The 25,774-nt window shown below is 70.9% G+C and carries 3 protein-coding genes; all 3 read left to right on the forward strand.

All coding sequences use genetic code 11. The annotated features are described in order from the left end of the window. Nucleotides 1-8 precede the first annotated feature (8 nt). The 3 genes from DMB37_RS03635 to DMB37_RS03645 are packed head-to-tail and all read left to right on the forward strand — an operon-like array spanning nucleotide 9 to nucleotide 25,762. Entirely contained in the window at nucleotides 9-14,294 is a 14,286-nt protein-coding gene (locus DMB37_RS03635; RefSeq protein ID WP_135231455.1) for a type I polyketide synthase, read from the forward strand. 15 nt (nucleotides 14,295-14,309) lie between these two features. Continuing rightward, nucleotides 14,310-25,307 carry a type I polyketide synthase gene (locus tag DMB37_RS03640; RefSeq protein ID WP_135231456.1) on the forward strand — a complete coding sequence of 3,666 codons (10,998 nt, stop codon included), beginning with the start codon at nucleotides 14,310-14,312 and terminating at the stop codon, nucleotides 25,305-25,307. After that, nucleotides 25,304-25,762: a nuclear transport factor 2 family protein gene (locus DMB37_RS03645; protein WP_135231457.1), complete on the forward strand. Its 459-nt coding sequence runs from the start codon at nucleotides 25,304-25,306 to the stop codon at nucleotides 25,760-25,762. Before DMB37_RS03640 ends, DMB37_RS03645 begins: the two co-directional genes overlap by 4 nt. Nucleotides 25,763-25,774: the final 12 nt, after the last annotated feature.

Consider the following 25,774-nt stretch of genomic DNA (forward strand, 5'->3'; position numbering starts at 1 on the left):
TTGTGCGCATGGCGCAGGACGAAAAGCTCTTCAGCTATCTCAAGCGGGTCACCGCTGATCTCCAACAGACCAGGGAACGGCTGTCGGAGGTCGAGAACCGGGACCGCGAGCCCATCGCGGTCGTGGCGATGGCGTGTCGCTTCCCCGGCGGTGTCGACAGCCCGGAAGCACTGTGGAGCCTGGTGTCCTCCGGTGGCGACGCCATTTCGGCGTTCCCGCAGGATCGCGGCTGGCCGCTCGACGAACTGTTCGCCGCAGACCCGGACGCGCCGGGCGCGTCCGGCGTGCGTGCGGGGGGCTTCCTGCACGAGGCCGCCGATTTCGACCCGGCCCCGTTCGGGATCTCGCCGCGCGAGGCGCTCGCGATGGACCCGCAGCAGCGACTGCTGCTGGAGACCTCGTGGGAGACCTTCGAACGCGCGGGCCTGGACCCGATGTCGTTGCGCGGCAGCAAGACCGGTGTCTTCACCGGCGTCATGTACAACGACTACGCGGGCCGTTTCGAACGGGTTCCGGAGGAAGTGTCCGGGCACCTCGGTAACGGAAGTGCGGGCAGTATCGCCTCCGGCCGTATCTCCTACACCTTCGGACTCGAAGGCCCCGCCGTCACCATCGACACCGCATGCTCCTCATCGCTGGTCGCGCTGCATCTGGCCGCGCAGGCGTTGCGCACCGGCGAGTGCACCATGGCCCTGGCCGGCGGGGTGACCGTGATGTCCACGCCGCGAACGTTTGTGGAGTTCAGCAGGCAGGGCGGGTTGTCCCCCGACGGCCGGTGCAAAGCCTTCGCCGCCACCGCCGACGGCACCGGCTGGGGCGAGGGTATCGGCCTGCTCTTGCTCGAACGGCTCTCCGACGCCCAGCGCAACGGTCATCCGGTGCTTGCGGTCCTGCGCGGTTCCGCGGTCAACCAGGACGGTGCCTCCAACGGCCTCACCGCACCCAATGGCCCTGCCCAGCAACGGGTTATCCGACAGGCCCTCAGCAACGCCGGACTGCGACCGGCCGACGTGGACGCCGTCGAAGCACACGGCACCGGAACACGCCTCGGCGATCCCATCGAGGCCCAGGCACTGCTCGCCACCTACGCCGCGGACCGCACGCACCCGCTCTGGTTGGGCTCGGTCAAATCGAATATCGGCCATACCCAGGCGGCCGCCGGTGTCGCCGGTGTCATCAAAATGATCATGAGCATGCGCCACGGTGTTCTGCCCCGCACCCTGCACATCGATCAGCCCACCCCCGAAGTCGACTGGGGCACCGGGAAAGTCGCGCTGCTCACCGAGCACCAACCCTGGCCCGACAACGATCGACCGCGCCGCGCAGGCGTGTCGTCCTTCGGCATCAGCGGCACCAACGCCCACGTCATCCTCGAACAGGCCGGGGTCGGTGCGGACGCCGCGCCCGAAGCCGCAGCACGTCCGGCACCGACGTCTGTACCGTGGCCGCTGTCGGCCACCACCCAAGCGGGCCTGCGCGCGCAGGCCCGCCGGCTGATGCCCCTCGCCGAACCGGATCGCGACCCGGTCGACGTCGGCTGGTCGTTGGCTTCCGGGCGCGCGGTGTTAGCTCACCGAGCGGTCGTCGTCGGCGAGGACCGCGCAGCCCTACTCGCCGGGATGCAGGCGCTGGCAGACGGGAACCCGCACCCCGCAGTCGTCGAGGGCACCGTCGATACGCCGGGCAAGATCGTGTTCGTCTTCCCCGGCCAGGGCTCGCAATGGGCCGGCATGGGCGCCGAACTCCTGGACAGCTCACCGGTTTTCGCCGAATCCATCACCCGCTGCGAACACGCGCTCGCACCATTCGTCGACTGGTCACTCACCGAGGTGCTGCGCACCGACCATTCCGCATTGGACCGCGTCGACGTAGTACAGCCCGCCCTGTGGGCCATCATGGTCGCCCTCACCGAGGTGTGGCGCACGCTCGGCATCGAGCCGTCGGCCGTCATCGGCCACTCCCAAGGCGAGATCGCCGCCGCCACCGTCGCAGGCATCCTCACCCTCGACGACGCCGCCCGCATCGTCGCCCTGCGCAGCAAGATCATCGGCGAACGCCTCGCCGGACACGGCGGCATGGCCGCCATCGCGCTACCCGCCAAGGACGTCGAGCACCTCCTCGCCGGGCACCCCGACCTCGGCATCGCCGCCCGCAACGGGGCGCAGTCCACGGTCGTCAGCGGCTCCGCCCACGCACTCGAAAACCTCCTGGCCGCACTGGAAACACAAGACGTCCGTACCCGCCGCATCCCGGTCGACTACGCCTCGCACTCGGCGCACGTCGACGCCCTGCGCGCCGAGTTGACCTCGGCGCTCGCACCGGTCGACCCGAGCAGCGGGCGCATCCCCTTTCACTCCACCGTCACCGGCACCCGCCTCGACGGCACCGAACTCACCGCCGACTACTGGTTCCGCAACCTCCGCCAGACCGTCCTGTTCCACCCCGTGGTCGAGTCCCTGCTGCCGACCCACACCACCTTCATCGAACCGAGCCCACACCCCGTACTCACCGCGGCCATCCAGGAGTCCGCCGACACGGTGGTCGCGATCGGCACCCTGCACCGCAACGACGGCGCGCAGACCCGGGTACACGCCGCGGCGGCCGAGGCATGGACCAACGGGATCGACGTCGACTGGACCGCACAGTTCGGCGGCGCACGTCGAATCCCCCTGCCCACCTATGCCTTCCAGCGCACGCGCTACTGGCTCGACGCACCGGCCCGCGCCGTGGTGGCCGAAGATACCGCGGACGCGCAATTCTGGCATGCGGTCGAGCACGAGGATCTCGAGGCGCTGGCGGCGATGTTGGCAGTCGGCGATCAGGACTCGCGCGACGTGCTGCGGCCCGCGCTGCCGCTGCTGTCGGATTGGCGGCGTAGCCGCGCCACCCGCGAGACCGTCGACCGGTGGCGCTACCAGATCACCTGGCGGCCACTTCCTGCGGCGCGCACGGCGGCGGCGAGCGGGCGAGTTCTCGCCTTCGTCTCGGCCGCTCACACCGCCCATCCCGCGGTCTCGGCCGCGCTGACCGCACTGCCCGACGTCATCCGAATCCCGTTCGACAGCACGCTTTCACACGACGCGATCACCGGGCTGCTCACCGAGCACCAACCGCGCCAGGTGCTCTCGTTTCTCGCGTTCGACGCCGATCCGGCCGCCGCGACCCTCGCGTTGCTGCAAGCCTGCGCGGACACCGACCTGGCGGGCGCGCTGTGGTGCGTGACGTCCGGCGCAGTCTCCCTCGGACGCGCGGACCGCCTCCGCGCTCCGGATCAGGCGGCGGTCTGGGGCCTCGGCCAGGTGGCCGGTCTCGAATTCCCGCGCTGGTGGGGCGGTCTCGTCGACCTGCCCGCGCAGGTCGACGACCGGGCCGCGACCAGGTTCGCGACCATCCTGGCGGGCGGCTGGGACGAGGACCAACTCGCCGTGCGCGCCTCGGGTGTCTTCGCCCGGCGGCTGACCCGCGCCGCCGCCGGGGTCACCGAACGCTCCTGGACCACCTCGGGCACTGCGCTCGTCACCGGCGGAACCGGCGCACTCGGCGGCCACGTCGCACGCTGGCTGGCCCAGGCAGGGGTGCGGCACCTCGTGCTCACCAGCCGGCGCGGTATCGACGCTCCCGGCGCCCGCGAGTTGCGGGCCGAACTCGCCGAACTCGCGCCCGGCATTCGCGTGGACGTCGAGGCGTGTGACGTCGCCGACCGCGCCGCATTGGACGAACTGCGCAGCGGGTTGGGCACCCCGATCACCGCCGTGTTCCACACCGCGGGCGTCGGCACCACCGCGTCGCTGCGCGACACCGACCACACGCTGCTGGCCCAGGCTTGGGCGGCCAAGGCACGCGGCGCCCGCAACCTCGACGACGCGTTCGCCGACATCCCGCTGGACGCGTTCGTGCTGTTCTCCTCGGGCGCAGGCGTGTGGGGCGGCAGCGGGCAAGGGGCCTACGCCGCCGCCAACGCCTACCTGGACGCGCTGGCACAGGCCCGCCGCGACCGTGGGCTGCATGCCTTGGCCGTGGCCTGGGGAACCTGGGGCGGCGACGGCATGGCCGCCCAGGGCGGGGCCGAAGAGGCGTTGCGCCGCAATGGTTTACCCGCCATGGCACCCGAACTCGCCGTCGAAGCGCTGCGGCGGGCACTCGACGGGGACGACACCACCGTCACCGTCGCGAACATCGAATGGGGCACCTTCGCACCGGTGCTGAGCGCGGCGCGCCGCCGCCCGCTGATCGACGACCTCGCCGAGGCGCGGTCCGCGCTGGACGAACCGCGCACTGCCGCCGCGAATTCGCCGGACAACGGTGCGCGGCAGCGGTTGGCCGGGCTCGCCGCCGCCGAACGTCACCGGGTCCTGCTGGACCTCGTGCGCACGGAGGCGGCCACCGTGCTCGGGCACGCCACGCCCGACGCGGTGTCCGCACGGGTCGCGTTCCGGGACCTCGGTGTCGACTCGCTCACCGCGGTCCAGTTGCGCAACCGTCTGCGGACCGCGACCGGACTGGCGCTGCCCGCCACCTTGGTCTTCGATCATCCGTCACCGGCCGCGCTGGCAACGCACCTGGCGCGGGAACTGTCCGGTGACCTCGCCGAGACCACACCGGCGGTCGAGGCGGCGGCCTGGGACGACGATCCGGTGGTGATCGTCGCGATGAGCTGCCGGTTCCCCGGTGCCGTCGATTCGCCGGAGGCGTTGTGGGACCTGGTGACTCGCGGCGGCGACGCGGTCACGGAGTTCCCCGCCGACCGCGGCTGGGATGTCGGGGGCATCTACGACCCGGACCTGTCCAGGCCGGGCACCACCTATGCCCGCGAAGGCGCCTTCATTCCCGCCGCGGAGTTCGATGCCGCGCTCTTCGGCATCTCGCCGCGGGAAGCGATCGCGATGGATCCGCAGCAACGGCTCCTGCTGGAGACCGCGTGGGAGGCGTTCGAGCGGGCAGGCATCGCGGTGGATGGCTTACGGGAGAGCCGAACCGGTGTGTTCATCGGCGCTGCCACCTCGCACTACGGCACCGGTGGCGCCGCGCAGAACGCGGAGGGCTATCTGATCACGGGTACGGCGACGGCTGTTGTCTCCGGCCGCGTCTCCTACACCTTCGGCCTCGAGGGGCCCGCGGTCACCATCGACACCGCCTGTTCGTCGTCGCTGGTGGCGCTGCATCTGGCGGCGCAGTCGTTGCGGGCCGGGGAGTGTTCGCTGGCCCTCGCGGGCGGCGTAACGGTGATGTCAACGCCTGCGGCTTTCGTCGAGTTCAGCCGCCAGCGTGGCCTGGCCGCGGACGGACGCTGCAAGGCCTTCGCGGCGGCCGCGGACGGGACCGGCTGGGGCGAGGGCGCCGGAGTCGTTCTGCTGGAACGGTTGTCCGACGCCCGGCGCAACGGCCATCCCGTGCTCGCCGTGCTGCGGGGTTCGGCGGTCAACCAGGATGGCGCGTCCAACGGCCTCAGCGCACCCAACGGTCCCGCACAGCAGCGCGTCATCCGCCAAGCGCTGGCGAACGCGGGGCTGCGGCCGGTGGAGGTCGACGCCGTCGAGGCGCACGGCACCGGGACGCGTCTGGGCGATCCCATCGAGGCTCAGGCACTGCTGGCCACCTACGGTCAGGACCGCGACGAGCCGCTGTGGCTCGGCACGATCAAGTCGAACATCGGGCACACCCAATCCGCCGCGGGCGCCGCAGGTGTCATCAAGATGGTCATGGCTATGCGGCACGGCGTCCTGCCGCGCACCCTGCACGTCGATGAACCCACCCCGCACGTCGATTGGACCGCGGGCGCGGTTTCGCTGCTCGCCGAGGATCAGCAGTGGCCCGGCCGCGACCGACCCCGTCGAGCGGGGGTCTCCGCATTCGGTGTCAGTGGCACCAACGCGCATGTGATCCTCGAACAGGCGCCGGAGCCGACGCCCGTGCACACCACGCAGGCGCCGCCACCGATAGTGCCGTGGGTGCTGTCGGCACGGGACAAGGCGGCGCTGTCCGCCCTGGCGAGCCGGGTCGCCGATCGGATCGGCGACGAGACCGACGTGCTCGACCTCGGATACTCCCTCGCGACTACGCGTGCCGCACTGGATGAGCGGTTGGTGCTCGTCGATGGCGATGCGGCCGAACGCGCGCACATGCTGCGATCGTTCGCGAACGGACCGGCCGCACCGGGGGTGGTCACCGGTCGCGCCGCCGAGGGCGGGGTGGCTATGGTGTTCTCCGGCCAAGGCACCCAACGCCTCGGCATGGGCCGCGAACTCTACGACGCCTACCCCGTTTATGCCGACGCCTTCGACACCGTCTGCGCCGAACTCGACCGGCACCTCACAAAACCCCTGCGCGACATCGTCTTCGGTGATGACCCCGCGCTGCTCGACCAGACCCAGCACGCCCAACCAGCACTGTTCGCCCTACAGGTCGCCCTCTACCGGCTCTGGGAACACTGGGGCATCGCCCCGGCGGTGCTCGCCGGGCACTCCATCGGCGAGATCACCGCCGCACACATCGCAGGCGTCCTCACCCTCCCCGACGCCGCCACCCTCATCGCCCACCGCGGCAGATTGATGCAGTCGCTCCCCAATGGCGGCGCGATGGTCGCCATCGACACCACCGAGCAGGACGTTCTCCCCCGCCTACGCGGATACGAGGATCGCGTCGGCATCGCCGCCATCAACAACCCGAATTCCCTTGTGCTGTCGGGAGATCACGCGGCGCTCACCGAGATCGTCGGCAAGCTCGACGGACACCGGCCCAAGTGGCTACGCGTCTCACACGCCTTCCACTCCCCCTTGATGGACCCCATCCTCGACCAATTCCGCAGCGCCCTCGTCGGACTGGATTTCCGCGCACCCGTCCTCCCGATGATCTCCACCGTCACCGGCAAGCCCGTCGAGGCGACCACGCTCACCGACCCGGAACACTGGATCCGTCACGCCCGCAACACCGTCCGCTTCGCCGACGCCATCACCGCCATCGCTACCCGCGCACCGGCCACCCACCTGGAGATCGGACCCACCCGCTCGTTGCTCCCGCACCTCCCGGCCGGAGCCGTGGCAAGCCTGCGTGCCGAGCAACCAGAACCACCCGCACTCGCCACGGCCCTCGCCCGGCTGCTCGCCCGCGGCGCGAACCCGAACTGGCACAACTACTTCGCCGACACCGGCGCACAGACCGCGCTCCTGCCGACCTACCCCTTCCAGCGCAAGCACTATTGGCTCGAGCAGGACGAGCAGTCGCACGATGCGGCGGTGCAGCCGGACGCCGCCGAGTCCCGATTCTGGGGTGCGATCGAACGGTCCGATCTGCCTGCGCTGGCGCGGGAACTGGCCAGCGACGACCGCGAGACGCTGGCGGCCGCGTTGCCCGTGCTCGCGGGCTGGCGCCGCCGCAGACACCAACAGTCCGTGGTGGATTCCTGGCGCTACCGCGTCACCTGGACCCCGCTCAGCACCGCCGCGCAGGAGCTCTCGGGCACCTGGGGCGTCGTGGTACCCGAGGCCGGGCACGACGACGCGGACGTGCGCGCCGTGCTCGCCGCCTTGCGTGCCGCAGGCGCGCAGGTGCGGATCGGGCAGGCCGGTGACCTCGGCGACGGCTCGGGGCTCGCGGGGGTATTGTCGCTGCTCGCCTTCGACGAGGAACCCGACCAGCGGCATCCGACGCTCTCGCGCGGGCTCACCGCGACCGTTGACCTGGTGCAAGCGTTGCAGCGCACCGAGTTCAGCGCACCGCTGTGGTGCCTGACCCGCGGCGCTGCCGCGATCGGCCGCTCCGAGCGGCTGCACTCGCCCACACAGAGCCAATTCTGGGGCATGGGGCGCGCCGTCGCGCTGGAGTGGCCGCAGGGCTGGGGCGGGCTCATCGATCTACCCCCGACCCTCGACGAGCACACGCTGACCCGACTGCCCGCGCTGCTGGCCTATCCCGCGGGCGAGGACCAGCTTGCGCTGCGGGCATCGGGGGTGTTCGCTGCGCGGCTCATCCACGCACCGCAGCCCGCGCCCGAGGTCGCACCGTGGCAGCCGCGCGGCACCATCCTGATCACCGGCGGCACCGGCGCACTCGGCGCGCACGTCGCCCGCCTGCTGGCCCGCCGCGGGGCCGAGCAGCTACTGCTCGTCAGCCGCCGCGGCCCCGCGGCACCGGGTGCGGCCGAATTGACGGCCGAACTGTCCGCTCTCGGCGCGACGGTGACCATCAGGGCGTGCGACGTGGCCGACCGAACGGCGGTCGCGGAACTGCTTGCGGCCGTGCCGGATCACACCCCGTTGACCGCTGTGGTGCACACCGCCGGTGCCGGCCAGCTGACGCCCCTGTCCGACCTCGGGATCGACGAGTTCGCCGAGATCGTGCGGGGCAAGACGGCGGGCGCGGCCCATCTCGACGCACTGACCGGTGACCGCAAGCTGGACGCTTTCGTCCTGTTCTCCTCGGTGTCCGGCGTGTGGGGCACCGGCGGACAGGCCGCCTACGGCGCCGCCAACGCCTATCTCGACGCGCTCGCGCGGCACCGCCGCGATCGCGGGCTCGTCGCGACCTCGGTGGCCTGGGGCCCGTGGGCCGAGGGCGGCATGGCCGAGGGCAAGTCCGGCGAGCACATGCGCCGCCGCGGTGTGCTCCCGCTGTCGCCCGATCTCGCGATCGCGGCGCTGGAGCAGGCGGTCCGCGACGACGAGCCCTGCTCGACCGTCGCGGACGTGCACTGGGCGGATTTCCTGCCGCTGTTCGTCTCCGCCCGGCCAAGCGCTCTGCTGTCCGATCTGCCCGCGACCCGCGCACTGCTCGACACGCGGCAGGTGTCCGAAAGCGCTGCCCGGCATCCACTCTCCGCCCTCGACAGCGCGGCACGACGAACGCACCTGCACGAGCTCGTCAGTACGGAAGTGGCGGCCGTGCTCGGGCACACCGACCGCGGCGAGGTCGAGCTGGACCGGGCGTTCCGTGACCTCGGATTCGACTCGCTGACCGCCGTGGAGCTGCGCGACCGCCTCGCCGCCTCGCTCGGCGTCACCCTCCCCGCCACCACGGTCTTCGATCATCCGAACCCGGCCCGGCTTGCCGCGCATCTCAGCTCGCTCTTCGCCGAGGAGTCGCCGACCGATGTCGTGACGACGACAGTCACGGAGTCGGACGAGCCGCTGGCCATCGTCGCACTCGGCTGTCGCTTTCCCGGCGGCGTTCGCGGGCCGGAGGAGCTGTGGGAGCTGACGCTGGCGGGCCGCGACGCCGTCTCCGAATTCCCGACCGACCGCGGGTGGGACCTCGGCGCGCTGCTGGAATCCGCGGACGGCGCGCACGGCAGCAGCACCGCCACCTGCGGTGGCTTCCTGGACGGGGCAGCGGATTTCGATGCGGCGTTCTTCGGGATCTCGCCGCGCGAGGCGCTCGCGATGGACCCGCAGCAGCGACTGCTGCTCGAAACCACCTGGGAGACCTTCGAACGCGCAGGCATCGACCCGATGTCGTTGCGCGGCAGCAAGACCGGCGTGTTCGTCGGCGGAAACAGCCAGGACTACGTCTCGTTGCTGCAGAACGGCGCCAACGGCACCGAGGGGTATCTACTCACCGGCAACACCACCAGTGTGGCGTCGGGACGTATCTCCTACACCTTCGGACTCGAAGGCCCCGCGCTCACCATCGACACCGCATGCTCCTCATCGCTGGTCGCACTGCATCTGGCCGCACAGGCCCTACGCAACGGTGAATGCACCATGGCCCTGGCCGGCGGCGTCACCGTGATGCCGACCCCCACCACCTTCACCGAGTTCAGCCGACAGGGCGGACTCGCACCCGACGGACGCTGTAAAGCGTTCTCCAGCAACGCCGACGGCACCGGCTGGGCGGAAGGCGTCGGCCTGCTCCTCGTCGAGCGTCTCGCCGACGCACGACGCAACGGGCATCCCGTGCTGGCGATCCTGCGCGGCTCAGCGGTCAACCAGGACGGTGCCTCCAACGGGCTCACCGCACCCAACGGCCTCGCTCAGCAACAAGTCATCCGCCAAGCACTGACCAACGCGGGGCTGACACCCGCCGATATCGACGCCGTCGAAGCGCACGGCACCGGAACACGACTCGGCGACCCCATCGAAGCCCAAGCACTACTGGCCACCTACGGACAAGACCGCGACCAACCCCTCTGGCTCGGCTCGATCAAATCCAACATCGGCCACACCCAAGCCGCCGCAGGCGCCGCAGGCATCATCAAAATGATCATGGCCATGCGCCACGGCACCCTGCCCCGCACCCTGCACATCGACCAACCCACACCCGAAGTCGACTGGGGCACCGGGAAAGTCGCGCTACTCACCGAAAACCACGCCTGGCCTACGGTCGACCGGCCCCGCCGGGCAGGCGTGTCCGCATTCGGCGTCAGCGGCACCAACGCCCACATCATCCTCGAACAAGCCCCGGCCCCAGCCGAATCCGACGCACCACGACCCACACCGGCCCCGGTGCCGTGGGTGCTGTCCGGGCGGGATGAGGTCGCGCTGCGTGCGCAGGCTGACCAGCTGGCGCGTGGGCTCGACTCCGACGCCTCGATGCTGGATATCGCCTACTCGCTCGCCACCACCCGTCATTCGTTCGAACACCGGGCGGTAGTGCTCGGCCGCAATCTCGACGATCGCAGGCGCGCGTTGGCCGCGTTGGCAGCCGGAGAGGTCCCGGCGGGGGTGCTCACCGGTAGCGGCACGGGCGACGGCGTGGCGATGGTGTTCTCGGGCCAAGGCTCTCAGCGCCTCGGCATGGGGCGCGAACTGTACGACACCTATCCCGTGTACGCTGCGGCCTTCGATGCGGCCTGCGCCGCGGTCGAGCTGCCACATCCGTTGCGCGACGCGGTGTTCGGGGACAACGCGGGACTGTTGGACCGCACGCAGTACACCCAACCCGCACTGTTCGCCGTACAGGTCGCTCTCTACCGGCTGTGGGAAAGCTGGGGCGTCACCCCCACGTCGGTAGCCGGGCACTCGATCGGTGAGATCGCGGCGGCACATGCCGCGGGCGTCCTCAGTCTTGCCGATGCGGCTACCCTCGTCAGCGCCCGCGGCAGGCTCATGCAGTCCCTGCCCGCGGGCGGTGCGATGGTCGCCGTCGAGACCACCGAACACGAGATCCGGCCGCTGCTCGACGAATTCGCCGACGAGGTCGGCCTCGCCGCGGTCAACGGCCCGAATTCGCTTGTCCTATCGGGTGCGCACGACGCACTGAGCACGATCACCAACCGCCTGCCCGGGCGGCGCACGCATTGGCTACGCGTCTCACACGCCTTCCATTCACCGCTGATGGAGCCGATCCTCGACGAGTTCCGCGACGTCGTCGCGCAGCTGACGTACTCGGCTCCGGCAGTGCCGTTCGTCTCCACCGTGACCGGCGGCCCGGTCGACGCGGCGACTTTGGCCGATCCCGGCTACTGGGTCCGGCACGCCCGCGGCACCGTGCGCTTCGCCGAGGCGATGGCGCGCACCGCGGCCTCGGTCTACCTCGAGATCGGGCCGGATGCCGCGCTGATCCCGCACCTGCCCGGTACGGCGATCCCGTCCTTGCACCGCAAACAGGGCGACATCGAGGCGATCACCGTCGCCATCGCGCGGCTCGTCACGGGCGGGATCGACCCCGACTGGCACGGCTACCTCGCCGATACCGGAGCACGCCGAGTTGCCTTGCCCACCTACGCCTTCCAGCGCACCCGCTATTGGCCGGACGCCACCGCCGCACCGAGTCGGGCCGACTCCGATCATCCGCTGCTCGCCGCGCGCCTGGAACTCGCCAATACCGGCGGTGTGCTGCTCACCGCTCGGTTGTCCCTGGCCGCCCAGCCTTGGCTGGCCGACCACAACATCGCGGGCACGGTCGTGTTTCCCGGCACCGGGTTCGTGGAGCTCGTGCTGCAGGCCGTGCAGGCGGCCGGACTACGCGGCCTCCGGGAGCTCACCCTGGAGAACCCGTTGACGCTGCCGGAAACCGGCGCCGTCGACGTGCAGATCGCGGTGGCCGAACCGGACGGCGACGGCCGCCGCGGCGTCACCATCCACTCCAGGCTCGACGCACCCGGCGAGCCGTGGCAGCCGCATGCCACCGGCATCGTGGATGCCGCGCCCGTCGCCGAACCGTCGTGGTCGCTGCAGACCTGGCCACCCGCGGGTGCGGTCGCACTGCCGGTCGAGGACGTCTACGCTCGATTCGCCGCGGCCGGCGTCGATTACGGGCCGCTGTTCCAGGGCCTGCGGTCCGCGTGGCGGATCGGTGAGGACGTGGCCGTCGAGGTGGCGTTCCCGCCGAACGAGGGCCACCGCGCGGACGGCTTCGACCTGCACCCGGCGCTGCTGGACGCGGTACTGCACGGCGTCGGCGTCGGCCGGATGTTCGGTGAGGACGGCCAAGCGCGCCTGCCGTTCTCGTGGTCCGGCGTGACCGTGCACGCCGCTGGCTCGCCGGTGTCGCGGGCCCGCCTGTCGCCCAAAGGTGAGGACGCGGTCGCGCTGCTGGTCGCCGATGCCACGGGCAGGCCCATCGCCGAGATCGAGCGCCTCACCATGCGCAAGATCGCGCCGGAGCAGTTCGCCGGCGCCGGTCGGTCGATGTTCCTTCCGGCCTGGCGTCCGCTCGAAACACCGAGGGCGACCGCCGTTTTCATTGACCTCGGTGACGAACACGGCCCCGCGGACGCCACGCACGTGCTGCTGCGCACCGACCACGGCGACGACCCACACCCCGACGCCGCGCTGACCGCGGTGACCGAGGTACTGCACACGATCCAGTCCTTCGCCGACGATCGCACGCTCGTGGTCGTGACCGCCAACGCGGTGGCGGTGGACGGCGAGCCCGCGCCCGCCGGGGCGGCGGTGTGGGGCCTGGTCCGCACGGCGCAGGTCGAGCGACCGGGTCGCCTGCTGCTGGTGGACATCGATGACGACGAGCGATCGTGGGCCGCGCTGCCGCACGCGTTGTCTTCGGACGAAACGCAAATGGCGCTGCGCGGCGGCCGGATTCACGTTCCCCGCCTCGTCTCCGCGCCCGCCATCGCATCGGCGGGCCCGGACTGGAGCTCGGGCACCGTCCTGATCACCGGTGCGTCCGGGGCATTGGGCACCCTCCTCGCGCAGCACCTCGTCGACGTACACGGTGTCCGCGAGATGGTGCTGCTCAGCCGGGGCGGCAACGCACCGGAACCAGAGGGCGCCACCGTCACCCAGTTCGCCTGCGATCTCACCGATCCGCGGCAGATCGCCGCCGCGCTCGACACGATCCCGCGGGACCGCCCGCTCGCCGTCGTGCACGGCGCGGGTGCGCTGGACGACGCGACGATCGAACACCAGACGCCGGGGCACCTGCACCGAAGCTTCGCCCCCAAAGCCACCGCCGCCTGGCACCTCCACCAACTCACCCGACACCACAACACCACCCTCATCCTGTTCTCCTCCGCCGCAGCAACACTCGGCTCCCCCGGCCAAGCCAACTACGCCGCAGCCAACGCCTACCTCGACGCCCTCGCCCACCACCGCACCACCACCGGACACCCCACCACCAGCATCGCCTGGGGACTCTGGAACACCGGCATGGCGAGCAGGCTGAGCGCCTCCGATCGGCGGCGGCTCGCGGCCACCGGTCTCGCGCCGATCACCGAAGCGGACGGACTCGCGCTCTTCGACGCGGCCGTGGCCGGTGCCGAACCGGTCGTCGTGCCGCTGCCGGTGAACCGGGCGGTGCTGCGCCGCCGCGCGATGGACGGGCATCTCCCGGTGGTCCTGCGCGATCTGGTCCCGAGGCCGGCCCGCGCGGCCAGCGCGTCGGCCGCGCCGCGCCATGCGCTGGCCGACACCCTGCGCGGGCTGCCCGCACCCGAGCAACGCCAGCGGATCGAACAGCTGATCCGCGGTCGCGTCGCTGCGGTGCTCGGGCACGGCTCGGCCGAGGCGATCGAGCTGGACCGGCCCTTCACCGATCTCGGCTTCGACTCGCTGATGGCCGTCGAACTGCGCGGTGCGCTGGACACGGCGACGGGGTTGCGCCTGCCCGCAACGCTGGTCTTCGACTACCCCAGCCCCGCCGCGCTGCTCGAACACCTGCTCGGCGCGTTGCTGTCCGGCGCATCGGCAACGCCGGAATCAATTTTCGCCGAGATCGACCGGCTGGCAGCCGATCTCGCGGATCTCGAGCCGCAGCACGCGGCCAGGGTGCGTAGCAGGCTGCGGTCCCTGCTCGACGCACGGGAGAACACCGCGACCGGCAACGGCAACGGCGACGTATTGGCCAACGCAAACCTGGACGAGGTCTTCGACATCATCGACGACGAGCTCGGCCTGTCCTGACGAGAGTGACGTGACGTGAACGAGGAAAAGACCCTTCAGTACCTCAAGCGGCTCACCGCCGAGCTGCGCGACACCCGCCAGCGGCTGCGCGACGCCGAGGAGAGCAGCCGCGAACCGCTGGCCATCGTCGGTATGGCATGCCGGTATCCGGGCGGGGTGACCACGCCGGAACAGCTGTGGCAGTTGGTGGAGTCCGGGCGGGATGCGATCGGCGGGTTCCCCGACGACCGGGGCTGGGACATCGACGGGCTGCGTAACGCACGACCCGGCGAATCGGGCAGCGTCGACACCCTGCAGGGCGGATTCCTTTACGACGCGGCGAAGTTCGACGCGGAGTTCTTCGGCATCTCCCCGCGGGAGGCGCTCGCCATGGACCCGCAGCAGCGACTGCTGCTGGAAACCGCGTGGGAGGCGGTGGAACGCGCGCGCATCGTGCCCGGCGCGCTGCGCGGCAGCCGCACCGGCGTCTTCGTCGGTGTCATGTACCACGACTACGCCTCGCGCCTGGCGCGGATCCCGGCCGTGGTCGAGGGCTTCCTCGGTACCGGCAACTCAGGCAGCATCGCCTCCGGCAGGCTGGCGTACACGCTCGGGTTGGAGGGCCCCGCGATCACGATCGACACCGCCTGCTCGTCGTCGCTGGTGGCACTGCACCTGGCCGGCCAGGCGCTGCGGCGTGCGGAATGCTCGCTCGCCCTGGTCGGCGGCGTCACCGTGATGGCGAGCCCGGCGCCGTTCATCGATTTCAGCAGACAGCAGGGCCTGGCCTCGGACGGCCGCTGTAAGTCGTTCTCCGACAACGCCGATGGCACCGGCTGGGCCGAGGGTGCGGGCGTGCTCGTGGTCGAGCGGCTCTCCGACGCCGTCCGCAACCGTCATCCGATCCTGGCGGTGGTGCGCGGCACGGCGGTGAATCAGGACGGCCGGTCCAACGGCCTCACCGCGCCGAACGGGCCGTCGCAGCAGCGCGTTATCCGGGATGCCCTGATCGATGCCGGGTTGCGCGCCGATCAGGTCGACGCGGTCGAGGCGCACGGCACCGGAACCCGGCTCGGCGACCCGATCGAGGCCCAGGCCCTGCTTGCCACCTATGGGCAGGATCGCGAGCACCCGCTGCGACTGGGCTCCATCAAGTCCAATATCGGCCACACCCAGGCCGCGGCGGGCATCGCCGGCGTGATCAAGATGGTGCTCGCCATGCGGCACGCCACTCTGCCGCGAACGCTGCACGTCGAGGCGCCCAGCAGCGAAATCGACTGGGACTCCGGTGCGGTCGAACTGCTGACCGAACCCGTCGCCTGGGACGAGCGCGGCGGCACCCGCCGAGCCGGGGTGTCCTCGTTCGGCTTCAGCGGGACCAACGCCCACGTGATCCTGGAACAGGCACCGGAGCAGGAGTTGCTCGCGGACAACCGGACTCACCCGCCGGTCGTGCCGTGGCTGCTGTCGGCCAAAACACCGGAGGCGCTGCGCGCGTACGCGGCCCGGCTGGCCGACCAGGTGGGCGACGCCGACCCGCTCGATATCGGCTACTCGCTCGCGACCACCCGTGCTCCGTTCGAGGAACGCGCCGTCATCCTGTGCGGCGAGAGTGAGGAGTACCGGCAGACCCTGCGTGCCCTGGCCGCGGGCGAGCACCCCGCGGCGGCGGTCACCGGCCGCGCGGCCAAGGGCGGTGTGGCCGTGGTGTTCTCCGGGCAGGGCACCCAACGCCTCGGCATGGGGCGCGAACTCTACGACCAGTACCCCGTCTACGCCGAAGCCTTCGACGCCGCCTGTGCGGAGCTGAACCGACACCTGCCGAAACCGTTGCGCGAGATCGTCTTCGGCGACGATGCCGAGCTCCTCGACCGCACGCAGTACGCCCAGCCCGCACTGTTCGCCCTGCACGTCGCGCAGTGGCGGCTCTGGGAACACTGGGGTGTCGCGCCCGCCGTGCTGGCCGGGCACTCCGTCGGGGAGATCGCCGCCGCGCATGCCGCGGGCGTACTCACTCTCGCCGACGCAGCCACCCTCGTCGTCCACCGCGGCGCACTGATGCAATCGCTGCCCGAGGGCGGCGCGATGGTCGCCATCGACACCGCCGAGGACGACATCCGCGCGCAGCTGCGCGGGTACGAAGACCGGGTCGGCATCGCCGCCGTCAACCGGCCGGACTCCCTTGTCCTGTCCGGAGACAAGGCCGCACTCACCGAAATAGTCGGCCGACTCGACGGGCACCGGACCAAGTGGTTGCGCGTCTCCCACGCCTTCCACTCCCCGTTGATGGACCCCATCCTCGACCGATTCCGCGACGTCATCGCCGGTCTGAATCTCCACGCACCGACCATCGCGCTGGTCTCCACCGTCACCGGCCAGCCGGTCGACCACCATACTCTCACCGATCCCGAGCACTGGATCCGCCACGCCCGCAACACCGTCCGCTTCACCGATGCCGTTGCCACCATCGCCACCCGCGACCCGGCCGCGTACCTGGAGATCGGCCCCGGCAGCGCGCTGATCCCCCACCTGCCCGCCGGAGCCGTCTCCAGCATGCGCGCAGGCCAACCGGAACCACGCGCGCTCGCTGCCGCCCTTGCCCGCTTGGTCACCTGCGGACTGAACGCGAACTGGCACCACTACTTCGCCGACAGCGGCGCACAGGACGTGCCGCTACCGACCTATCCCTTCCAGCACGCGCGCTACTGGCTCGAATCGGCCGAGGCCGTGGGGCACTCGGCCCACCCGCTGTTCGATACCGCGGTCGGCCTCGCCGACGGCGATCGCGCCCTGCTCACCGGCACGCTGTCCCCGCGCACCCACCCGTGGCTGGCGGACCACACCGTGCACGGTGACGTACTGCTGCCCGGCACCGCGTTCGTCGAGTTCGCGCTGCAGGCCGGGCAACACCTCAACTATCCGCACCTGGCCGAGCTCACCCTCGGCGCGCCCCTGGTCCTGCCCAGGGACACCGAGGTCCAGCTCCAGATCCTCGTCGACGAGCCACACACCACCGGGCGCACCGTCACCGTCTTCTCCCGCGCCGCCGACGCCACCCCGGACGAGCCGTGGACCAAACATGCCGAAGGACGGCTCACCGCCGAGGTCGCTCGGCCCCGCGCGGACCACGCCGCATGGCCGCCCGCCGAGGCGACACCGGTGAATATCGATGCGCTCTACGGCGATCGACCGGACCTGCACTACGGCCCAGCCTTCCAGGGCGTGCGCCGGATGTGGCGGCGCGGCGACGAGGTCTTCGCCGAGGTCGAGTTGGACGAGGCGCAGCACGAGGACGCGGACCGCTTCGCGGTGCACCCGGCGCTGCTCGACGCCGCACTGCACCCCATCGGCCTCGGTGAGTTCCTCGACGAGGCCGACACTCCCGTCGTACCGTTCGCCTGGCGCGGCATCACGCTGCACGCCGTCAACGCCCGGCACCTGCGGGTGCGCATCGCCCCGGCCGGGCGAGGCGCTGTCTCGTTGCTGCTCACCGATGCCGCGGATCGGCCGGTGCTCGACATCGAACAGCTCACACTGCGGCCACTACCCCGGTCGGCGGCGACGGATCAGCTCCACCGCTCGCTGTTCCGGACCGCCTGGATGCCGCTGCCGGACTCAGCACCCACCGCGGCATCGGAGGTGGTCTTCCTACCGGTGCGCGCGGCCACCGGTGCCGCCGAAGACGCTGCCGCACAGGTACTCTCGCTCCTGCAGGACTGGTTGACCGACGACCACGCCCCGGCCACCCGCCTCGCGGTGGTCACCACCGGCTCGCAGTTGCTCCACGACGACGAGCCAGCCGATGTGCCCACGGCGCTCGCGAATGCGGCGGTATGGGGTCTGACCAGGTCGGCACAGTCCGAGCATCCCGAACGGTTCGTGCTGGTGGACGTCGACGACCCCGACTCCGCATGGCACGAGCGGGTCATCGCCGCGGTGGCAGCCGGGGAAAACCAGATCGCGGTCCGGCGCGGCGCGATGTATGCGCCCCGGCTGGTACGCGCGCAGGCCGGTATCACCGCAGGGCCGGACTGGACGGCGGGCACGGTGCTGATCACCGGCGCCACCGGAGCACTGGGCGGCCTGCTGGCTCGCCACCTCGTGCACACGCACGGCGTGCGCGACCTCGTGCTCGCGGCGCGCCGCCCGATTCCCGCGGCACTGCTCGCGGAATTGACCGCTACCGGAGCAACAGTGGCCGCAGTCGCCGCCGATGTCGCCGACCGTGCCGAACTCACCGCCGTCTTGCACGGACGCGAACTCGCCGCAATCGTGCACTGCGCGGGCGTCCTCGACGACGCCGTCCTCACCAATCAGACTCCCGAGCACCTACACCGAAGCTTCGCCCCCAAAGCCACCGCCGCCTGGCACCTCCACCAACTCACCCGACACCACAACACCACCCTCATCCTGTTCTCCTCCGCCGCAGCAACACTCGGCTCCCCCGGCCAAGCCAACTACGCCGCAGCCAACGCCTACCTCGACGCCCTCGCCCACCACCGCACCACCACCGGACACCCCACCACCAGCATCGCCTGGGGACTCTGGAACACCGGCATGGCGCACACCGCCACCACACGGCGGGGTATGCGGGCACTGGCCGAGCAAGAGGGGCTGCGGCTGTTCGACGCGGCGCTGACCGCGGACGCCAGCGTGGCGATACCGATGCATCTCGACCCGCACGCGCTCGCCGCCGCCACCGGATCGGTACCCCCGCTGCTGCGTGCTCTCGTGTCCACGGCGCCGCGCAGAGCCGCTGCGGGCGAGACGGATTCGTTCCGCGAGCGTTTGCGCCGGATGTCTCCGGCGGATGGCGACACCGCCCTGCACACCCTGGTCAGCGAACGCGCGGCGGCCGTGCTAGGCCATGCCGACCCGTCCGCGATCGCCCCCACGCGTGCCTTTCACGACCTGGGCTTCGACTCGCTCACCGCCGTCGAGTTCCGCAACGGCCTGAACGCGGTGACCGGACTCGACCTTCCGGCCACCCTGATCTTCGATCACCCCAACGCGGCCGCGCTGGTCGAACACCTCCGTGGCGAGCTGCTCGGCACGGCCGGACTCGACGCCACCCCGGTCATCGCCGTTGCTGCCCATAACGATCCGATCGTCATCGTCGGCATGGCGTGCCGGTATCCCGGCGGCATCGGCAGCCCGGAGCAGCTGTGGCGGTTGGTGTCCGACGGTAAGGACGCGGTCACCGCGTTCCCCACCGATCGCGGCTGGGACGAGGCGAGCATCTACGGTCCCGGCGGCTCCGCCACCGGGGAAGGCGGATTCCTGCACGAGGCAGCCGAATTCGACGCCGCACTCTTCGGCATCTCGCCGCGCGAGGCGCTCGCGATGGACCCGCAGCAGCGACTGCTGCTCGAAACCACCTGGGAGACCATCGAACGCGCAGGCATCGACCCGATGTCGTTGCGCGGCAGCAAGACCGGCGTCTTCACCGGCGTCATGTACAACGACTACGCTGCGCGTTTCGACCGAGCCCCGGAGGAGGTTGCCGGATATCTGGGCAACGGCAGCGCGGGCAGCGTCGCCTCCGGCCGTATCTCCTACACCTTCGGACTCGAAGGCCCCGCCGTCACCATCGACACCGCATGCTCCTCATCGCTGGTCGCGCTGCATCTGGCCGCGCAGGCGTTGCGCACCGGCGAGTGCACCATGGCCCTGGCCGGCGGCGTCACCGTGATGGCGACGCCGACCACCTTCACCGAGTTCAGCCGACAGGGCGGACTCGCACCCGACGGACGCTGTAAAGCGTTCTCCAGCACCGCCGACGGCACCGGCTGGGGCGAAGGCGTCGGCCTGCTCTTGCTCGAACGGCTCTCCGACGCCCGCCGCCACGGACACCAGGTGCTTGCCGTCGTCCGTGGTTCGGCGGTCAATCAGGACGGTGCGTCCAATGGCCTCACCGCACCCAACGGCCCATCCCAGCAACGCGTGATCCGCCAAGCGCTGGCAAGTGCGGGACTCCGCCCCGCAGAGGTGGACGCCGTCGAAGCGCACGGCACCGGAACACGACTCGGCGACCCCATCGAAGCCCAAGCACTACTGGCCACCTACGGACAAGACCGCGACCAACCCCTCTGGCTCGGCTCGATCAAATCCAACATCGGCCACACCCAAGCCGCCGCAGGCGCCGCAGGCATCATCAAAATGATCATGGCCATGCGCCACGGCACCCTGCCCCGCACCCTGCACATCGACCAACCCACACCCGAAGTCGACTGGACCGCGGGCGCGGTCGCTCTACTCACCGAAAACCAGGCCTGGCCCGACAGCGACCGACCGCGCCGCGCCGCCGTCTCGTCGTTCGGCATCAGCGGCACCAACGCCCACATCATTCTCGAACAAGCGCCGGTGTCCGACACCGAATCCGACGGCGCGCGCACCGTGCCCGTCGTACCGCTGGTGCTGTCTGCGCACACGCCGACGGCGTTGCGCGCCCAGGCGGCTCGGCTCGCGGACGCTCTCGACGACGGCACCCTCGCCGACGTCGGCTACTCGCTGGCCGTTGGCCGCGCCGCGTTGGACGAACGGGCGGTGGTGGTAGCCAACGATCCGGTGCAGGGCGGGCAGGCTCTGCTGGCGTTCGCGCGGGGTGGCTCGCATCCGGATGTCACCGTCGGCCGAGTGTCCCCGAGCGGTCTGGCCATGGTGTTCTCCGGGCAGGGCACCCAACGCCTCGGCATGGGCCGCGAGCTCTACGACACCTACCCTGTCTACGCCGCGACTTTCGATGCGGCCTGCGCGGAGCTCGACCGGCATCTCCCGGAATCGTTGCGCGAGATCGTCTTCGGCACCGACGCCGAAGTGCTCGACCGAACCTGCCTCGCGCAACCAGCACTGTTCGCCCTGCAAGTGGCCCTCTATCGGCTCTGGGAACACTGGGGCATCGCGCCGACCACGCTCACCGGCCACTCCATCGGCGAGATCACCGCCGCGCACATCGCGGGTGTCCTCACCCTCGCCGACGCCGCCACGCTGATCACCGCCCGGGGCAGGCTCATGCAATCGCTACCCGAAGGCGGCGCCATGGTCGCCGTGGCCGCGGCCGAAGCCGACGTGCTGCCCTACCTGGACAACCATCGCGATACAGTCGGCATCGCCGCCGTCAACGGCGCCGAATCCGTTGTCCTGTCCGGCGATCGCACCGTACTCACCGGCATCGTCGATCGGCTCGCCGGACATCGGGCCAAGTGGCTACGCGTCTCACACGCCTTCCACTCTCCCTTGATGGACCCCATCCTCGACCAATTCCGCGACACCCTCGCGAGCCTCACGTTTTCCCCGCCCGTCCTCCCGGTGGTCTCCACCGTCACCGGCAAGCCCGTCGACGCAGCCACCCTCACCGACCCGGAGCACTGGATCCGCCATGCCCGCAACACCGTCCGCTTCGCCGACGCCATCACCACCATCGCCGCAGGCACCTATCTGGAAATAGGTCCTGAGCCATCGCTCATCGCCCACCTGCCCGCCGGAGCCGTGCCGAGCCTCAGCGTGCGCACCGGACGCTCGGAACCGCACGCCCTCACCGCGGCCCTCGCCCACCTCATCACCCGCGGCGCGAACCCGAACTGGCCCAACTACTTCGCCGACACCGGTGCACGCGCCACACCGCTGCCGACCTACCCCTTCCAGCACGAACGTTACTGGCTCGACCATCGCGTCTCCGGTCCGGCGGATCTCGCGGCAGCCGGTGTCGACCACGCCGACCACGCCATGTTGACCGCGGTCGTCGCCGATCCGGAGTCGGATGCGCTGATGTTCTGCGGGCGCATCGGTCTCGACACACACTCCTGGCTCGCGGATCACGCGGTCGGCGAACAGGTCGTGCTACCCGGCACAGCGCAGGTCGATCTCATCCTGCACGCGGGCTCGGCATGCGGTCTCGGCGAGCTCGACGACCTGATCCTGGAGACACCGCTCGTGCTCGACGCCGGTGTGCCGCTCGACATTCGGGTAACCCTCGCGCCGGACGACGCCGGCCGCAGAACCGCACGCGTGCACAGCCGTGAGTCCGGCACCGAGCACACCTGGCGGCGCCACGCTACCGCGGTCCTCACCGAATCGGGTGTGCCGCGGACCGAGGTGGCCGTGCCGCCATGGCCGCCGCAGGACGCACAGCGACTGGACCTCGCGGGAATCTACGATCGGCTGGCGGACAACGGCTTGCACTACGGCCCCGCGTTCCGCGGCCTGCGTGCCGCGTGGCGCACCGCCGAGGCGGTCTTCGCCGAGGTGGCACTGCCGGAGGGTATTACCGCGACCGGCCACCTCGTGCACCCCGCGTTGCTGGACGCGGCATTGCACGCCATCGGACTCGGCGAGTTCGTCGCGGCCGCCGACGCCGCCCCGAGTTTGCCGTTCGCCTGGCGCGGTGTACAAGTCGCATCCGTCGGCCACACCGCATTGCGGGTGCGCCTCCGGCAGGCCGGCAACGACACAGTGGAACTGCGCCTCTGGGATCTCGACGGCCACGAGGTCGGCAGCGTTGCCGCACTCACCCTGCGCCCCGCGGCGATTGACCACGCGCGGCCCGAGACCCCCCGATCGCTGCTCGGACTGCGCTGGCCGGAGTTGCCGACGAAGCAGGCCACGGCCCCGGCGTGGTGGGCCGTGCTGGACGACGACCAGTGGTTGATCTCGATGCTGGGGGGCAGCGGCGGCCAGGTGGAGCGGTATGCCGATCTGGCGGAACTGGGCTCGGCGGCAACGACTTCCGGCGCCGTGCCGGACGCGGTGTACTTCGCGCCTGCCGAACCCGGCGGCGATCTGCCCTCGGCAACCACCCAGCTGACCACCCGCGTGCTGACGGTCCTGCAGAGGTGGCTGGCCGACCAGCGCTTCGCCGCCAGCCGCCTGGTTCTGGTGACCCGCGACGCCGCGACGAACCCGATCATGGCCGCGCTCACCGGTCTGCTGCGTGCGACCCACGCCGAGCACCCCGGCCGGGTGCTGACCCTCGATATCGCGTCGAGTGCGCGAACGCCGGGCTGGCGGCAGTTCGCTGCCGCGCTAGCGTCCGGCGAACCGGAGGCGGCCCTCCGCGACGGCGGCGTGCACGTCCCCCGGCTCGCTCAGCTCACCGGATCCGCCTCGACCCCGGTCGATTTGAGCGGCGGCACCGTCCTGGTGACCGGTGCATCCGGGGCCCTCGGGCAGTTGCTGACCCGCCACCTCGTCGCCGCGCACGGCGTGCGCGATCTGCTGCTGGTCAGCCGAGGCGGCGCGATGGACGCGCTGCGTGCGGAATTGGCGGCGGCCGGTGCCCGGGTCGAGGTGGCTGCCTGCGATGTCGCCGAGCGCGACCAGGTCGCCGCCCTGCTGGCGGGACGCTCGGTGCACGCGGTGATCCACGCCGCCGGTGTGCTCGACGATGGCGTGGTCGAGTCGCTCACCGCCGAACAACTGGCCCGGGTGCTGCGCCCGAAGGTGGACGCGGCGTGGTACCTCCACGAATTCTGCGGTGCTACCGCGGCCTTCGTTCTCTTCTCCTCGGTGGCAGGCATCCTCGGCTCGGCCGGGCAGGCGGCGTACGCGGCGGGTAACGCCTTCCTCGACGCACTCGCCGCGCACCGTGTCTCGAACGGGCTCCCGGCGGTATCGCTGGCCTGGGGTCCATGGGACAGCGAAGACGGCATGGCGACCGAACGACGCAGGCTCGTACGCGGCGGGCTCGTGCCCTTGCGCACCGAGGCGGGTCTCGCGCTGTTCGACGCGGCGCTGACCCGGCCGGAAGCCCTGCTCGTGCCGGTGCACGCGGATACCGCGGCGCTGCGGGCCACGGCGGCCCGCGAGCCGCTGCCCCCGATCTGGCACGGCCTGGTCCGGCCAACTCGGACCGATACCGCCGCGGCGCCGGAGCACGATCTGGCCACCCGGCTCGCCGAATTGTCCGGCGAACAACGCGAAGAGGCGCTGCTCGAGCTGGCCCGGCGCGAGGTGGCCGCAGTGCTCGGTCACTCCGCACCGGAGGTGCTCGACGAGGGGCGGGCGTTCACCGAGCTCGGCTTCGACTCGTTGACCGCGGTAGATCTGCGCAACCGGCTCGAACGCGCGACCGGCCTGCGACTGCCCGCGAGCCTGGTTTTCGACCACCCGACGCCGCCTGCGCTGATCCGATTCCTGTCCGACGAATTGGCACAAACGGCCGCGCCGCCTGCCGCCGCGGCGGACGACACGCTCGGCGCCCTCTTCCGCCTCGCGTGCGTCGAGGACCGGATCGACGCGGGCATGGAGCTGGCGCGGGTCGCGGCGCGGCTGCGGCCGGTGTTCCACGGACCGGACGAACTCGACCGGTGGCCGAACCCGGTACCGCTGGCCCGTGGACCACAGCGGCCCCGGTTGATCTGTTTTCCCGCGGTGGTGGCGATGTCCGGTGCGCACCAGTACGCGCGGTTCGCCGCGACGCTGCGGGACCGCCGCGACACCATTGTCTTGCCCGAGCCGGGATTCGGTGCCGGCGAACGGCTGCCGAGCACGGTGGCGGCGCTCGCCGAGGCGCAGGCGCAGGCGGTGCTCGCGCACGCGGCGGGCGAGCCGTACGTCCTGCTCGGCTACTCGTCGGGCGGCTGGATCGCGCACGAGGTCGCCGCCCACCTGGAGCAGACCGATACGCCACCGGCCGCGGTGGTGCTCATCGACACCTATCTACCCCTGGAGATGAATCCGCGGCTGAGCCGGGCGTTCACACACGGATTGTTCGGGCGGCGCAGCGAATTGGTGTCGATGGATCACGTGTCACTCACCGCGATGGGTGGCTATTTCGAGGTGTTCGGCGCCTGGGAGCCGCGCCGCATCGAAGCACCGACGCTGTTCCTGCGCGCCGCCGACGCGCTGCCCGATACCGACGGAACGCCACTGGCCGAGGCCGATTGGGGACCGTCCTGGAAGCTCTGCGACGCCGACCTGGCGGTCGCGGGCGACCACTTCACGATCGTGGGTGAGCACGCCGAAGACGCCGCGCTGGCGGTGGATTCGTGGCTCGCCGCACTGCCGGTAACAACCGAACAAGAGAGGACGAAATGACCGAGATCACCCCCGAACTGGTCGCCGCCGCCTACCAGGCGGTCAGCTCAGGAGACCGTGAGAAGACCGCGCTGTACTGGTCGGAGGACCTGCGCTTCCTGGCGCCGGGCAGCCACGCGCAGGCGGGTTGGCGCGTCGGCATCGATGACTTCATGTCCTATGTGCAGGGCATGCTGGAGGCCTCCGGCGGCACGTGGAGCATGCAGCCCGTCACGCTGCTCATCAACAACGAGGACGGCTATTCGATCGACGCCAACCGGATTCACGCCGTGCGCAAGGGCGCACCGGAGGGCAGTACCTCCCCGTTCGACGTGCTCGATATCTCCGGCGTGCAGATGCTCAAGTGGCAGGACGGCAAGGTGGTCGAGGGCGCAGGCGGGATCTTCGGCGACGGCACCACGAACTACACCCAGTGGTGGTCGCCGCTGAGCGGCGACGGCGAACGCCGCTACTGACCGCAGCCAACC

This window comes from Nocardia sp. CS682, from assembly GCF_004634405.1.
Lineage (GTDB): Bacteria > Actinomycetota > Actinomycetes > Mycobacteriales > Mycobacteriaceae > Nocardia > Nocardia ninae.